The organism is Duganella sp. CY15W (assembly GCF_009857555.1).
Taxonomy (GTDB): domain Bacteria; phylum Pseudomonadota; class Gammaproteobacteria; order Burkholderiales; family Burkholderiaceae_D; genus Rugamonas; species Rugamonas sacchari.
On sequence record NZ_WWCQ01000001.1, the window covers coordinates 25,724 to 39,523 of the forward strand.

The following is a 13,800-nucleotide window of genomic DNA, read 5'->3' on the forward strand; positions in this document are numbered from 1 at the left end:
GCGGCCATGCATCAGCTGGAAGCCTGATTCATGCGCTCCTTGAGGAAGTCGATAAACACCGACGTCTTCAACGCCAGAAACTCACGCGCGGGATACACCGCATAGGTTGCCGGGCCTTGCGGCAGCGGGCAATCGGCCAGCACCTGCACCAGTGAACCCTCCGCCAGCTCCTTGCGCGCCAGTGCGACGGGCACGCGCAATATGCCTGCTCCCGCCACGGCCGCGCCGACCAGCGAGCCGCCGTCATTGATCTGCAAAGGGCCATCGACACGCACGGCGTAGATGTTTTCCTTGCCGGTGAAAGTCCATTCATCGAATACCCGGCCGCCGTTCGTGTAGAGCAGGCAGGCGTGATCGCGCAAGTCTTCCGGGGTCTGCGGCGTACCGGCGCGGGCGAGATAGCTGGGCGCGGCGACGATGACGCTGCGGTTCTCGGCCAGCTTGCGTGCGACCAGCGAGGAATCGACCAGACTGGAAGTGCGTATCGCCACATCAATCTGTTCATCGATGAGGTCCACGATGCGGTCTTCCAGTTGCAGCGAAATCTTCACTTCCGGGTAGCGCTGCGCAAACTCCGCCAGCAACGGAACCAGTGGCCGCCGCGCGGCGATGGAGCTGGAAACGCGCAGCAGGCCGCGCACCTGTTGCTGGTGCTGGTCGGTCAGCTGTTCGATATTGCCCAATGCCCGCTCGATCTGGCGGGCCTGTTGCAGCACCTGGTCGCCTATCTCGGTCAGCGCCAGCTTGCGCGTGGAGCGTTGAATCAGCCGCGCACCCAGTTCCTCTTCCAGCCTGGCCAGCTGGCGTGAAACCACGGATTTGCCGATGCGGAGCTGGGCCGCCGCGGCGCTGATGCTGCCGGCTTTGATGATAGTGGCGAAAATCGCCAGACGCTGTGGATTGAGCATAAATTGTCCCTGTTTGGTCAACAATGTATCGCCTCATTGATGACTAATCAAGCGCCCGAGTGCGGTCTATACTGGCTTCATTCCATCTTCTTTAAGAGGTCCACCATGCTGAATCATCAATTCCGTCTCACCGGCCGCCCGGCAGGCGCCGTCAAACGCAGTGACTTTAGCTACGGTAGCGAGGAAGTGCGCGCCCTGGCCGATGGCGAAGTGCTGATCCAGACCGCCTACATCTCGCTCGACCCGGCCATGCGCGGCTGGATGAACGCCAGCGAAAACTCCTACATGCCGCCAGTCGCGCTGGGCGATGTGATGCGCGCGATTGCCGCCGGCCGCGTGATCGATTCGCGCAATGCCGCGTTTGCGGTGGGCGACCACGTTACCGGCCTGCTGGGCGTGCAGGAATACGCCATCTCCACGGGCCAGGGCCTGTTCAAGGTGGATCCTGCACTGGCGCCGCTGCCGCTGTTCCTTGGCACGCTGGGCATGACCGGCATGACGGCCTACTTTGGCCTGCTGGATGTCGGCCAGCCGAAGGCCGGTGAAACGGTGGTGGTTTCCGGCGCAGCTGGCGCGGTAGGCGCCACGGTGGGCCAGATCGCCAAGATCAAGGGCGCACGCGTGGTCGGCATCGCCGGCGGTGCGGACAAGTGCCGCTACCTGGTCGAAGAGCTGGGCTTTGACGCCGCCATCGACTACAAATCCGAAAATGTGGCCAAGGCCCTCAGGCAGCGCTGCCCGCAAGGCGTGGACGTGTTCTTCGATAACGTCGGCGGCGAGATTCTGGATGCGGTGCTCGGCAACCTGGCCATGCACGCCCGCGTGGTGATTTGCGGCGCCATTTCGCAGTACAACAATCTGGAGCAGGCGCGCGGTCCGGCCAACTACCTGCAGATCATGGTCAAGCGCGCCACGCTGCGCGGCGTGATGGTGGCCGACTACTACCCGCGCGCGAAAGAAGCCATCACCGATATGGCGGGCTGGCTGCGCGCCGGCCAGCTGAAAACGCGTGAAGACGTGGTGACGGGCCTGGAGACCTTCCCGGAAACCTTCCAGAAGCTGTTCGATGGTTCCAATAACGGCAAACTGGTACTGAAGGTGGCGCAGGGCTAAAGGGTTTACAATGTCGGCTTCATCGAATTTATGTCGCCGACTCACCATGACCCAACGCCTGATCCTCGCCTCCAACAACGCCGGCAAACTCAAGGAATTCAACGAACTGCTGTCCACCGTGGGTTTCTCCGTCCATGCGCAGGGCGAATACGATGTGCCTGAAGCAGATGAACCTTTTCACACGTTTGTCGAAAATGCACTGCAAAAGGCCCGTCACGCCGCGCGTCTGACAGGCTTGCCTGCGCTGGCCGATGACTCTGGCGTGTGCATCAATGCGTTGGGCGGCGCGCCGGGCGTGTATTCGGCCCGCTTTGCCGGTGAACCGAAATCGGACGCCCGCAACAACGAAAAAATGATCGCCGAACTGGCGAAGCATGAAGACAAGTCCGCATACTACTACTGCGTACTGGTGTTCGTGCGCCATGCCGACGATCCCCAGCCGGTGATCGCTGACGGCCGCTGGAACGGCGTCATGATCGATACGCCGCGCGGCAATGGCGGCTTTGGTTACGACCCGTACTTCTACATCCCGTCGCTGGACAAGTGCGCTGCCGAACTCAGTGCCGATGAAAAGAACGCCATGTCGCACCGCGGCCAGGCATTGCGCGCCCTGGTAGAGAAGCTGAAAAAATGATCCCGATTAAAGTCGTCGGCGCAAGCACCAAGCCAGCGCGCGACATCAGCGAGTCTGCCGGCGTCGCTGCGAAATACCTGCAAGGCGGTGCGCTGAACCTGACGGCGCTGCCGCCGCTGTCGCTGTACATCCATTTCCCGTGGTGCGTGCGCAAATGCCCGTACTGCGATTTCAATTCGCATGAAGCCAAGGACGGTGGCGCCTTCCCGGAACAGGAATACCTCGACGCCGTGCGCGCCGACCTGGAACAGGCCTTGCCGCTGATCTGGGGCCGCAAGATCTACACCATCTTCATTGGCGGCGGTACACCCAGCCTGATGTCGGCCGCCGGGCTGGATCGCCTGCTGTCCGACGTCCGCACCTTGCTGCCGCTGGACAGCGATTGCGAGATCACGATGGAAGCCAACCCTGGCACCTTCGAAGCGGAAAAGTTCAAGTCCTACCGCGCGAGTGGCGTGAACCGCCTGTCGATCGGCATTCAGAGCTTTAACGAGCGCCATCTGAAAGCGCTGGGACGCATCCACGACGACAACGAAGCCAAACGCGCGGTGGAAATCGCTTTCGCCAACTTCGATAACTTCAACCTGGACCTGATGTACGCGCTGCCGTCGCAGACGCTGGAAGAAGCGCGCCAGGACGTAGAGACGGCCATGGCCTTCAATCCACCGCATCTGTCGCTGTACCATCTGACGATGGAGCCGAACACGCTGTTTGCCAAGTATCCGCCAACGCTGCCCGACGACGACGCCAGCGCCGACATGCAGGACATGATCGCCGAACTGACCAAGGCCAACGGCTACGAACAGTACGAGATTTCCGCGTACGCGAAGAAGGGCCACCGCGCGCGCCACAATCTGAACTACTGGGAGTTTGGCGACTACCTCGGCATCGGCGCGGGCGCACACTCCAAGCTGTCGTTCCCGCACCGCATCCTGCGCCAGGCACGCTACAAGCAGCCCAAGGCCTATATGGAGCAGGTGAAGCTGGGCGCACCGATCCAGGAAGAATACGAGATCGAGCGCGAGGACATGGGCTTTGAATTCATGCTCAACACGCTGCGCCTGCATGAGGGCTTTGATCCCAACCTGTTCAGCGAGCGTACCGGCATGAGCATCAACGCGATTGACAAGACCCTCAACGAAGCGGAAGCCAAGGGACTGCTCTATCGCGACTACAAGATCATCAAGCCGACCGTGTTAGGCCAGCGCTTCCTCAATGATCTGCAAGAGATGTTCCTGAAGGGTTAAAACTCTTCCCATTCCTTGTCGCTGCCAACGGCAGCGGGCTTGCTGGCGCTGGCCAGCCGTGGTGCAGGGCGTTTGGCGGCAGCGCCTTTCGCCACAACAACCGGCCGCGCTGTGGCCAGCTTGCGGGGCGCCGGTGCTGTTGCTGTCAATGCGCCATGCAAGCCCTCATTCCCCAGCTTGAACGAGGATGCCACGTCCGCCAGACGTATCGCCTGTTCCTGCATGCTGGCTGCGGCGGCAGCGGCTTGTTCGACCAGCGCGGCATTCTGCTGCGTCACCTGATCCATTTGCGTGATCGCCGTATTGACCTGATCGATGCCGATGCTCTGCTCACTGCTGGCCGAGGTAATCTCGCCCATGATGTCGGTAACGCGGCGCACGCTGGCCACCACATCGTCCATGGTGCTGCCAGCCTGCTGCACCAGTTTGGAGCCGATGCCCACCTGTTCCACCGAATTACCGATCAACTCCTTGATCTCCTTGGCCGCACCGGCCGAGCGCTGCGCCAGGTTGCGCACCTCCGACGCCACCACCGCAAAGCCGCGCCCCTGTTCACCGGCACGCGCGGCTTCCACCGCCGCGTTCAGGGCAAGGATGTTGGTCTGGAAGGCGATGCTGTCGATGACGCTGATGATGTCGTAAATCTTGCGCGAAGAGTCATTGATGGAACCCATGGTGTTCACCACCTGGCCGACGATGTCGCCGCCTTTCTCGGCCACGCTGGAAGCGGCTTGCGCCAGCTGGTTGGCCTGCTTGGCGTTTTCCGCATTCTGACGCACGGTGGAGGTCAGTTCTTCCATTGACGACGCGGTCTCCTCCAGCGAGCTGGCTTGCTCCTCGGTGCGCTGCGACAGATCCATATTCCCCGCAGCGATCTGGTTGGAGGCGGTGGCGATGGTGTTGGTGCCAACCTGCACCTGGCTGACCACCTCGCGCAGCGAATCATTCATGCCGCGCAGGGCTTTCATCAGATCGCCGATTTCATCCTTGTTGTCTTGCGCATTGAACTGCGTGGTCAGATCACCGTTGGCCACCGTGGCCGCGATGTCCACTGCGGATTTCAGCGGCACCGTAATCGAGCGCGAAATAATCCAGGCGGCGACAGAGCCTATGCTCACCATCAGCAAGGCCAATAGCATCAGCAAACTGTTGGCGCGGCTGTTGGCCGCATCGATGGCATGCGCGGTATCGTCGATCGCCTTGCGCTGCATGGCGAGGAAACTCTTCACGCGGTTCTGGTAAGCGTCGGCGGAAGGCGTAAAGGCATCCTTGAACAGCTGCTCGGCCTTGGCCGCGTCGCTGGCTTTGCGCGCGTTCATCACATCCGTTTTGGACTTTTGATACTTGCTGCGGAGTTCAGTGATCTCTTCGTACATCTTGCGTTCTTCATCCGTGGCCAGCAGTTCCTTGATCTGCGCCAGCAGCTCGCTGCCACGCTTGGTGCTGGCGCTGATGGTCTCGGCAAAGGTGTCGGAGAGCTTGTCGTCCGTGCTGCGGGCGATCAGCGCGGTGCGGGCGATGGCGGAATAAATCAGCACATACCAGTCGGACACCAGGCGTTCCTTGGCAAGCGGCTGCTCCATCATGGCGCGCGTGGCCTGGGCGTTGGCGCGGGCGTTGACCAGCGCAACCGAAGTGGCAAGGATCGCCAGCAGCAGTACCACGGCAAAGCCGAAAGCGAGGCGGGTACCGATACGCATTTGCGACAGAACGTTCATGATCTTCACTCCCTCCAGCATGCGGGATACAAGTATGCGCCTGTCCTGCGCCGAAACGGCGCCTTCGCTAACTTCTGTTGCTTTTTGGGAACAGTCAGAAACTGCTGGTCAGATGCAGGTCCGGTTTTTCGGCCCAGCGCGCAAAGGCCTCGGCCATGCGCTCGCTTTCGCCGACGGCCTGCAACCAGTCGCGGTTGCGGCGGTCGTGGTCCTGGCCATAGACATTGAAGTCCTTGCGGTCGGGCAGCTTGGCGTTGGGAAGTGTAGCGACAAACTCCGGCGACGGCGACACCAGAATCATATTCTCCAGCGCGTGGTCTTTGGCGCGGCGCCACGGCATGGATTTATCGAGCCAGCCCGGAACGATGTAATCGTTGAAGTGCGGGTACAGCACCAGGCCGGGATCGCGCTGGTAGGGCAGATGCAGGTGATAGTCGATCAAGCCGCCATCCCAGTAAGCGCCATCGGGCGCGCCGGCGATATGGGTAACGGCTTCCAGCACCAGCGGAATCGAACCCGAGGCCAGCAGCGCATCACGCAGATTGGCTTCAGACAGGCCGACGAAGTGGCTGGAGAAGGCATCGAAACCATCACGCAGCCAGCGCGCGTCGTCATGCTGGTGATGGAAGATCACCCGCTCCATCGACGCCGCCAGACGGTTGCGCGACATGGCGTTGCCGGCAGCGGCCATCAGGAAGCCGGCCATTTCGCGCCAGCGCGTGCCCTGGGTATTGGCCAGCCTGCCGATACCGTGCACCGTCAGCACCGAGAGGTGATGGTGGGGGTGCTGCAGCGGCTCGGCGACACGGCCATCGAGCACCTCATCGAGCAGGGCGCGGCAAGTGCGGCTGACATAATCCGGCGTCACCTTGTCCGGATAGCGCTGGCCGGCATACAGCCGCGCCAGGCGCTTGTGCGCGGCGACCGGATCATCAAACGCCGACGCCGCCATGCGCCAGGCGCCGATCGACGCGCCGACCAGACGGCGCTGACGTGGCGCGTGCCGGAAAAACTCACCAAACATCCAGCAATCCAGCCCATGCAGAATCAGCCCCTTGGGACCGCCGGCGGCGGCAGGGATGATCGCAATATCAGCAGCCTGCAAGCCTTCGGCCGCAATCCGCTGCCTGGCCCGCTGGCCCAGGCGAATCGTGATAGGTGAGCTCATGCAATATTCCTAATCCGGGGTCAGGTCCGTCATTTCTACACGACCTCTGCTGTAGGGACAGCGCTACAGCAGAGGTCGTGTAGAAATGACGGACCTGACCCCGGAGGTTAACGAAGGCCGCCGCCGAGGGCGCGGTAGAGGTCGATGGCGGTGGTGGTGCGCAGCAGGCGGGCCTGCACCAGCGATTGCTGGGCGCTGAATAGTTCGCGCTGGGCGTCCAGCACGTCCAGTGTGCTGGCGACGCCGTTGTCGAAGCGTAGTTGCAGCAGTTTTAGCCGGTCGGCTTGCGCTTCCTGCACTGCGCGCTGGGCGTTGACCTGTTCGCCCAGGTAGTCGCGCGCGGCCAGTGCGTCCGCCACTTCGCGGAACGCGGTCTGGATGGTTTTTTCGTAGTCGGCGACGGCGATGTTTTTGCGTACTTCGGACAGTGTCAGGTTGGCGCTGTTGCGGCCGGCGTCGAAGATGGGCAGCGTCAGTTGTGGGGCGAAGGACCAGCTGCCGGAGCCGCTGTCAAACAGGCCATGCAGCGATGGGCTGCTGCTGCCGATTGCTGCTGTCAGGCTGATGCGCGGGAAGAAGGCGGCACGCGCGGCGCCGATGTTGGCGTTGGCGGATTTCAGGCGCTGCTCGGCGCTGCGGATGTCGGGGCGGCGCGTCAGCAGGTCGGATGGCAGGCCTTCCGGCAACGCGTTCAGGGCGTCGAGTTGGGCGTCGGTCGGCATGGCGCCGCTGGCAGCGGATGCGGGGGGCTGGCCGACCAGCAGCGTGAGTGCGTTTTCGGCCTGTGCGCGCTGGCGCGCCAAGGTCAACGCGGATGCGCGTGCGGTTTCCATCAGCGTTTCGTTGGAGCGCAGGTCGAGGCGTGATGAAGCGCCTACTTCGGCGCGCTGCTGCGTGAGCTTGTAGGTGCGCGCGCGTGCTTCGTAGGTTTGCTGCGCCAGTGCGTACTGTTCGGCGTAGGCGCGTTCGGTGTAGTAGGCCTGGGCGACTTGCGACACCAGCGCGATCTGCGCCGCGCTGCGTGCTTCTTCTGTGGCCAGGTAGCTGGCCAGGGCGGCGTCGTTCAGGCTTTTTACGCGGCCGAAGAAGTCGAGTTCAAACGCGGAGACCGAGGCGCCGATGTCGTAGCGTTTGCCGATGGTGGTCTGGCCCGTGGACGACAGGAAGGCCGGTGTCTTGGCGCGCGTTTCGCCGAAGCTGGCATTGACGTTGGGCAGGCGGTCGGCCGACTGCACGTTGTACAGCGCGCGCGCTTCTTCGATGCGCAGCACGGCGGTGCGCAGGTCGCGGTTGTTTTCCAGCGAGGCGGCGATCAGCGATTGCAGGCGCTGATCGGTGAAGTAGTCGCGCCAGCCGGTATCGACCGCGGTCCTGGCGTTGCCGGCCAGCGGCAATGGCACGCTGGTGCGCGAGGCCGCGCCGGCGCTGTCGGACGGGAAGGTTGCTGCCACAGGCGCCGCAGGGCGTTCATAAGTTGGCGCCATCGAGCAGGCGGACAGCAGCGATGCGCCAAGTAGCGCAGCGGTCAGCAATGCGGCGCGCGGCGCGCCTGCGAAGGGAACGGGCTTAGTCATAGGTTTCATGGTGTTTGTCGTTCAGTTCATGTGCGGCCAGTTTGCGCTGGCGTTCGCTGCCCTTGAAGATCTTGCGGACCACCACGAAGAATACCGGCACCAGGAATACGGCCAGCACGGTCGCGGTGATCATCCCGCCCATCACGCCCGTGCCGATGGCGCGCTGGCTGGCGGAACCCGCGCCGGTGGCGATCACCAGCGGCAGCACGCCGAGGATGAACGCCAGCGAGGTCATGATGATGGGGCGGAAACGCAGGTGCACGGCTTCCAGCGTCGCTTCGATCAGGCCTTTGCCCTGTGCCTGCAGGTCTTTGGCGAATTCGATAATCAGGATCGCGTTCTTGGCCGACAGGCCGATAATCGCAATCAGGCCGACCTTGAAGTAGACGTCGTTCGGCAGGCCGCGCAAGGAGGCGCCCAGCAGCGCACCCAGCACCCCAAGCGGCACAACCAGCAGCACGGCAATCGGGATCGATTCGCTTTCATACAGCGCGGCCAGCACCAGGAAGGCGGCCAGCAGCGACAGCGCAAACAGCATCGGCGCTTGCGAACCGGAGGTTTTTTCTTCCAGCGACTGGCCGGTCCATTCGATGCCGAAGCCCGGTGGCAGCTGCTGCGCAAGGCGTTCCAGTTCTGCCATCGCTTCGCCGGTGGAGCGGCCTGGCGCGGCGTCGCCCGTCAGTTTGATGGCCGGATAGCCGTTGTAGCGCACCAGCTGCACCGGACCTTGTATCCAGTGCGACGATGCGAACGAGGAGAAGGGCACCATGGTGCCGCTGGCGCTGCGCACGTTGAGCTGCATGATGTCCTGCGGTTGCAGGCGGCGTGGCGCGTCGGCCTGCACGATCACGCGCTGCTGGCGGCCGGAGCTGGCGAAGTCGTTGACGTAGGAGGAGCCCAGCGCGGTGGACATCATGGCGTTGACGTCAGCAAACGAGACACCCAGTGCATTGGCTTTTTCGCGGTCGATGTCCACTTGCAGCTGCGGCGCATCTTCCAGGCCTTCGGGACGTACGCCTTTGAGGATGTCGCTTTTGCCGGCAAGACCCAGCAGCTGGTTGCGCGCGGCGATCAGCGCATCGTGGCCCTGCGCGCTGCGGTCCTGCAGGCGCGCGGTGATGCCGGTGGCGTTACCGAGTTCGCGGATCGGCGGAGGGCTGAGCGGGAAGATGATGGCGTCCGGGATCGAGGACAGCGCGCCAAACGCGCGCTGCGCAATCGCCTGTGCCGATTCGTCCGGTCCGCGCTCTTTCCAGTCTTTGAGCGGGATGAATACCAGGCCCGCGTTCTGGCCGTTGCCGGAGAACGAGAAGCCCGCCACGGCGATAGTGCGCGCCACGCCTGGCTGTTTGCGGAAGTAGGCGTCGGCCTGCGCCAGCACGGCTTGCGTGCGGCTGGTCGATGCGCCCGCCGGCAGCTGGACGTTGGCGATCAGGTAGCCCTGGTCTTCGTTGGGCAGGAACGACGAGGGCAGGCGCGCATACAGCCAGCCCACCACGCCGCACAGCAGCGCGAAGATTATCAGGTAGCGGCCGGTGCGCTTGAGGATGTTGGCAATCACGCCCTGGTAACCGGTCGCGGTGACGGCGAACTTGCGGTTGAACCAGCCGAAGAAGCCTTTCTTCTCGTGGTGGTGTCCCGCCTCCACCGGCTTGAGCATGGTGGCGCACAGCGCTGGCGTCAGCGTCAGCGCCATCAGCGCGGAGAACAGCATGGCCGACACCATCGCCAGCGAGAACTGGCGGTAGATGGCGCCCACGGCGCCGCCGAAGAAGGCCATGGGAATGAACACGGCCACCAGCACCAGCGTAATGCCGATGATTGCGCCGGTGATCTGGCCCATGGCCTTGCGCGTGGCGTCGCGCGGCGACAGGCCTTCTTCGCTCATGATGCGTTCGACGTTTTCCACCACCACGATGGCGTCGTCGACCAGAATGCCGATCGCCAGCACCATGCCGAACATGGTCAGCACGTTGATGGAGAAGCCAAACAGCTGCATCGCGGCGAAGGTACCCATCAACGCCACCGGCACGACGATGGTCGGAATCAGCGTGTAGCGGATGTTTTGCAGGAACAGGTACATCACCAGGAACACCAGCACCACCGCTTCCAGCAGGGTCTTGACCACTTCTTCAATCGAGATCTTGACGAACAGCGAGGTGTCGTAAGGGATGGTGTACTTGACGCCAGGCGGGAAGTATTTTGACAGCTGCTCCATCTTGTCTTTGACGGCGGTGGCGGTTTGCAGCGCGTTACCGGTCAGCGACAGCTGCACGGCAATTGCCGAAAACGGTGCGCCATTCAGGCGTGCGCTGATGTTGAAGCTGGCGCCGCCCATTTCGATGCGGGCCACGTCTTTCAGCCGCACCAGCGAGCCATTGGGATTGGCGCGCAGGACGATCTCGCCAAACTCGGTGGTGGACGACAGCTGGCCCGTCACCACGATCGGCGCCGAGAAGGTTTGCTGCGCAGGGCTGGGCAGGTCGCCCAGCGTGCCGGAGGTGACCTGCGCATTTTGCGCGCGGATGGCGGCGGTGACGTCGGCCATGGTCATTTTCAGGCCGAGCAGTTTTTGCGGATCGACCCAGATACGCATGGCGCGCTCGGTGCCGAACAACTGCGCCTGGCCGACACCGGGAATGCGCTTGATTTCATTGACGACGTTGCGCGCCATGTAGTCGCCCAAGCCGGTTGGATCGAGGCGGCCATCGGTGGAGGTCAGGCCGACGAACATCAGGATGTTGGAACGAGCCTTGTTGACCTGCACACCTTGCTGCGTGACGGCGGCCGGCAGGCGCGATTCCACGCGCTTGATGCGGTTCTGGACGTCCACCGCCGCCAGGTCGGGATTGGTGCCGGGGACGAAGGTGACGGTGATGGTGACGGCGCCATTGGCTTCGCTTTGCGATTCGACGTATTGCAGGCCGTCGGCGCCGTTCATCTCCTGTTCGATGACGCTGGTGACAGCGTCGTCCAGCACTTGCGCGGTGGCGCCAGGGTAGGTGGCCGTCACCACGATGGATGGCGGTGCGATGGTCGGGTACTGTGCGACCGGCAGCACGGTAATCGCCAGCATCCCGCCCAGCAGAATGAACAGGGCGATGACCCATGCGAAGACCGGGCGGTCAATGAAGAACTTGGCCATGTGGGCTCCCGGTTATTTGGCGGCGCTGGCGGCTGGCGCGGCGGCACTGCCGGCCGGGCCCTTCCACGGCTGCGGATTCACGGTGGCGCCAGGCTTGGCTTTCTGGAAGCCTTCGACCACGATGCGCTCGCCGCCTTTGAGGCCGGCGCTGACCACCCAGTTGTTGCCGTCGTTGGCGTTGGCGACGACAGGCTGCGAAGCCACCTTGTTGTCGGCGCCGACGATCAGCACCGTCGAACCTTCATTGGTCCGCACGATCGCCTGCTGCGGCACGGTGATGGCGGCATCGCTGACGCCTTGCTCCAGCCGCGCGCGCACATACATGCCCGGCAGCAGAATACGGTCCGGATTGGGGAATTCGGCGCGCATCGAGACCGAGCCGGTGCTCTCATCCACCGACACATCCGAGAACAGCAGCTTGCCCGCCTGCCGATAGACCTGCCCGTCTTCCGTCACCAGCGTCACGCGCGCCTGGTCCTTGCCGGCGCTTTTCAGCTTGCCGCTGGCCAGCGCGCTTTTCAATTTCAGCACCTCGGTGGAGGACTGGGTGATGGTGACGTAGATCGGGTCCAGTTGCTGCACGGTGGCCATCGGCGTCGCTTCGCCCTGGCCGACCAGCGCGCCCTCGGTCACCAGCGCGCGGCTGACGCGGCCGGCGATCGGCGAGGTGACGGTTGCATAGCCCAGCGTCAGCCCGGCATTGGTGCGGGCCGCTTTGTTGTTGGCCAGGTCGGCCGCGGCCTGCTTCTGCGCGGTGACAGCGTCGTCGTATTCCTGCTGGCTGACGGCCTGCGCCGCCAACAATGGTTTATACCGTTTTACCTTGAGGTCCGCCTGCGCCAGGTTGGCTTCCGCCTTGGCCACGGCTGCCTGGGCGCTGTCGAAAGAGGCCTGGAACTGCGCCGGATCGATGCGGAACAGCACCTCGCCGGCCTTGACGTCGCCACCTTCCTTGTACATCCGTTGCAGCACGATGCCGGCGGTACGCGCGCGCACCTGCGCAATGCGCGAGGCTTCCGTGCGGCCCGGCAGTTCGCTGCTCAGCGTAACGGTGGCGGGATTGACGGTGATGACAGCAACGGTGGCGGGCGGTGGGGCGGCAGGCGGCGCCGCCTTGTCGCCGCAGGCGCTCAAAAGGGTGAGAACGGCGACGGCAACAGCGGTGCTACGAGGAACGGATCTCATGGACTGGTCTCGCGAGTGGGTTTTATAGTTGATGCAAGATTGTAATACAGTCAGAAAAACCACGTTGGGACCGGTCCCAAATGCAAAAAAGGCAGAAGAACGGCCTGCGCCGCGCTTCTGCCCTGGTGCCGGCCGGCGCTAAGGATTAACGCATGCCGGAGATGATTTGCTTGAGTTTGCCGGTGTCGGCGACGAAGGCGCGGATGCCTTCGGCGGTTTTCTCGGTGGCCATCGCATCTTCGTTCATCATGAAGCGGAAGGTGGCTTCGTCGACGGCGATCTTGCCGATGGCGGCGCTCTTGCCGCTGTCCGAACTCAGTTTGCGCTCGACCGGGGCGTTGGTGTCCGCCAGTTTTTGCAGCAGGTCCGGGCTGATGGTCAGCAGGTCGCAGCCCGCCAGTTCCAGGATCTGGCCGACGTTGCGGAAGCTGGCGCCCATCACTTCAGTGCTGTAGCCGAACTTGCGGTAGTAGTTGTAGATGCGCTTGACCGACTGCACGCCCGGGTCTTCCGCGCCTTCGTATTCGATGCCGGTGTTTTTCTTGTACCAGTCGTAGATGCGGCCGACGAAGGGCGAAATCAGCTTGGCGCCCGCTTCGGCGCAGGCGATTGCCTGTGGCAGCGAGAACAGCAGCGTCATGTTGGTGTGGATGCCTTCCTTCTCCAGGATCTCGGCGGCGCGGATGCCTTCCCAGGTCGAGGCCATCTTGATCAGCACGCGCTCGCGCTCGATGCCGTTCTTTTCGTACAGCTTGATGAGTTCACGCCCTTTGGCCACCGAGGCCGCAGTGTTGAACGACAGGGCGGCGTCGATCTCGGTCGAGACGCGGCCAGGAATCACGCGCAGGATCTGCTTGCCGAAGGCGACCAGCAGGTGGTCGATCACTTCGCCGGTGCTGGCGTCGAGGTTGTCGCGCACGGCTTTTTCCAGCAGCGGTTTGTACTCGTCTTTTTGCACCGCTTTCAGGATCAGCGACGGGTTGGTGGTCGCGTCGCGCGGGGTGTATTGCTGGATGGCCTGGAAGTCGCCGGTATCGGCGACGACGGTGGTGTATTGCTTGAGTTGTTCGAGTTGGTTCATAAACGCTGCCAATCTGATAAGAGAGTT

The 13,800-nt window shown here is 63.1% G+C and carries 10 protein-coding genes; 3 read left to right on the top strand and 7 right to left on the bottom strand.

The features are described 5' to 3' along the window. Positions 1-11: 11 nt before the first annotated feature. Entirely contained in the window at positions 12-908 is an 897-nt protein-coding gene (locus GTP58_RS00130) for a LysR family transcriptional regulator (protein WP_161075791.1), read from the bottom strand. Between the two features lie 105 nt (positions 909-1,013). On the opposite strand from GTP58_RS00130, the gene GTP58_RS00135 reads away from it, so the two are divergent. From GTP58_RS00135 to hemW, 3 genes are read left to right on the top strand one after another with little or no spacing between them, the layout of a single operon-like run. Continuing rightward, the gene (locus GTP58_RS00135) at positions 1,014-2,021 is read left to right on the top strand and encodes an NADP-dependent oxidoreductase (protein WP_161075792.1); all 1,008 of its coding nucleotides are present in this window, start codon (positions 1,014-1,016) and stop codon (positions 2,019-2,021) included. Positions 2,022-2,067: 46 nt separating this feature from the next. Further along, positions 2,068-2,655 carry an RdgB/HAM1 family non-canonical purine NTP pyrophosphatase gene (gene rdgB / locus GTP58_RS00140; RefSeq protein ID WP_072781336.1) on the top strand — a complete coding sequence of 196 codons (588 nt, stop codon included), beginning with the start codon at positions 2,068-2,070 and terminating at the stop codon, positions 2,653-2,655. Next, positions 2,652-3,902: a radical SAM family heme chaperone HemW gene (gene hemW / locus GTP58_RS00145; protein WP_161075793.1), complete on the top strand. Its 1,251-nt coding sequence runs from the start codon at positions 2,652-2,654 to the stop codon at positions 3,900-3,902. Before rdgB ends, hemW begins: the two co-directional genes overlap by 4 nt. Here hemW and GTP58_RS00150 read toward each other — a convergent pair. From GTP58_RS00150 to tal, 6 genes are all read right to left on the bottom strand, one after another. Beyond that, entirely contained in the window at positions 3,899-5,620 is a 1,722-nt protein-coding gene (locus GTP58_RS00150) for a methyl-accepting chemotaxis protein (RefSeq protein WP_161075794.1), read from the bottom strand. The genes hemW and GTP58_RS00150 overlap by 4 nt on opposite strands. Before the next feature lie 94 nt (positions 5,621-5,714). Then, a complete protein-coding gene (locus GTP58_RS00155) occupies positions 5,715-6,788 on the bottom strand; it encodes a patatin-like phospholipase family protein (protein WP_161075795.1) in 1,074 nt (357 codons plus the stop codon). 107 nt (positions 6,789-6,895) lie between these two features. Next, a complete protein-coding gene (locus tag GTP58_RS00160) occupies positions 6,896-8,362 on the bottom strand; it encodes an efflux transporter outer membrane subunit (protein WP_161077216.1) in 1,467 nt (488 codons plus the stop codon). After that, positions 8,355-11,507 carry an efflux RND transporter permease subunit gene (locus GTP58_RS00165; protein WP_161075796.1) on the bottom strand — a complete coding sequence of 1,051 codons (3,153 nt, stop codon included), beginning with the start codon at positions 11,505-11,507 and terminating at the stop codon, positions 8,355-8,357. The genes GTP58_RS00160 and GTP58_RS00165 overlap by 8 nt, the downstream gene beginning before the upstream one ends. 12 nt (positions 11,508-11,519) lie before the next feature. Next, a complete protein-coding gene (locus GTP58_RS00170) occupies positions 11,520-12,692 on the bottom strand; it encodes an efflux RND transporter periplasmic adaptor subunit (RefSeq protein ID WP_161075797.1) in 1,173 nt (390 codons plus the stop codon). Positions 12,693-12,837: 145 nt separating this feature from the next. Next, entirely contained in the window at positions 12,838-13,773 is a 936-nt protein-coding gene (gene tal / locus GTP58_RS00175; protein WP_161075798.1) for a transaldolase, read from the bottom strand. Positions 13,774-13,800: the final 27 nt, after the last annotated feature.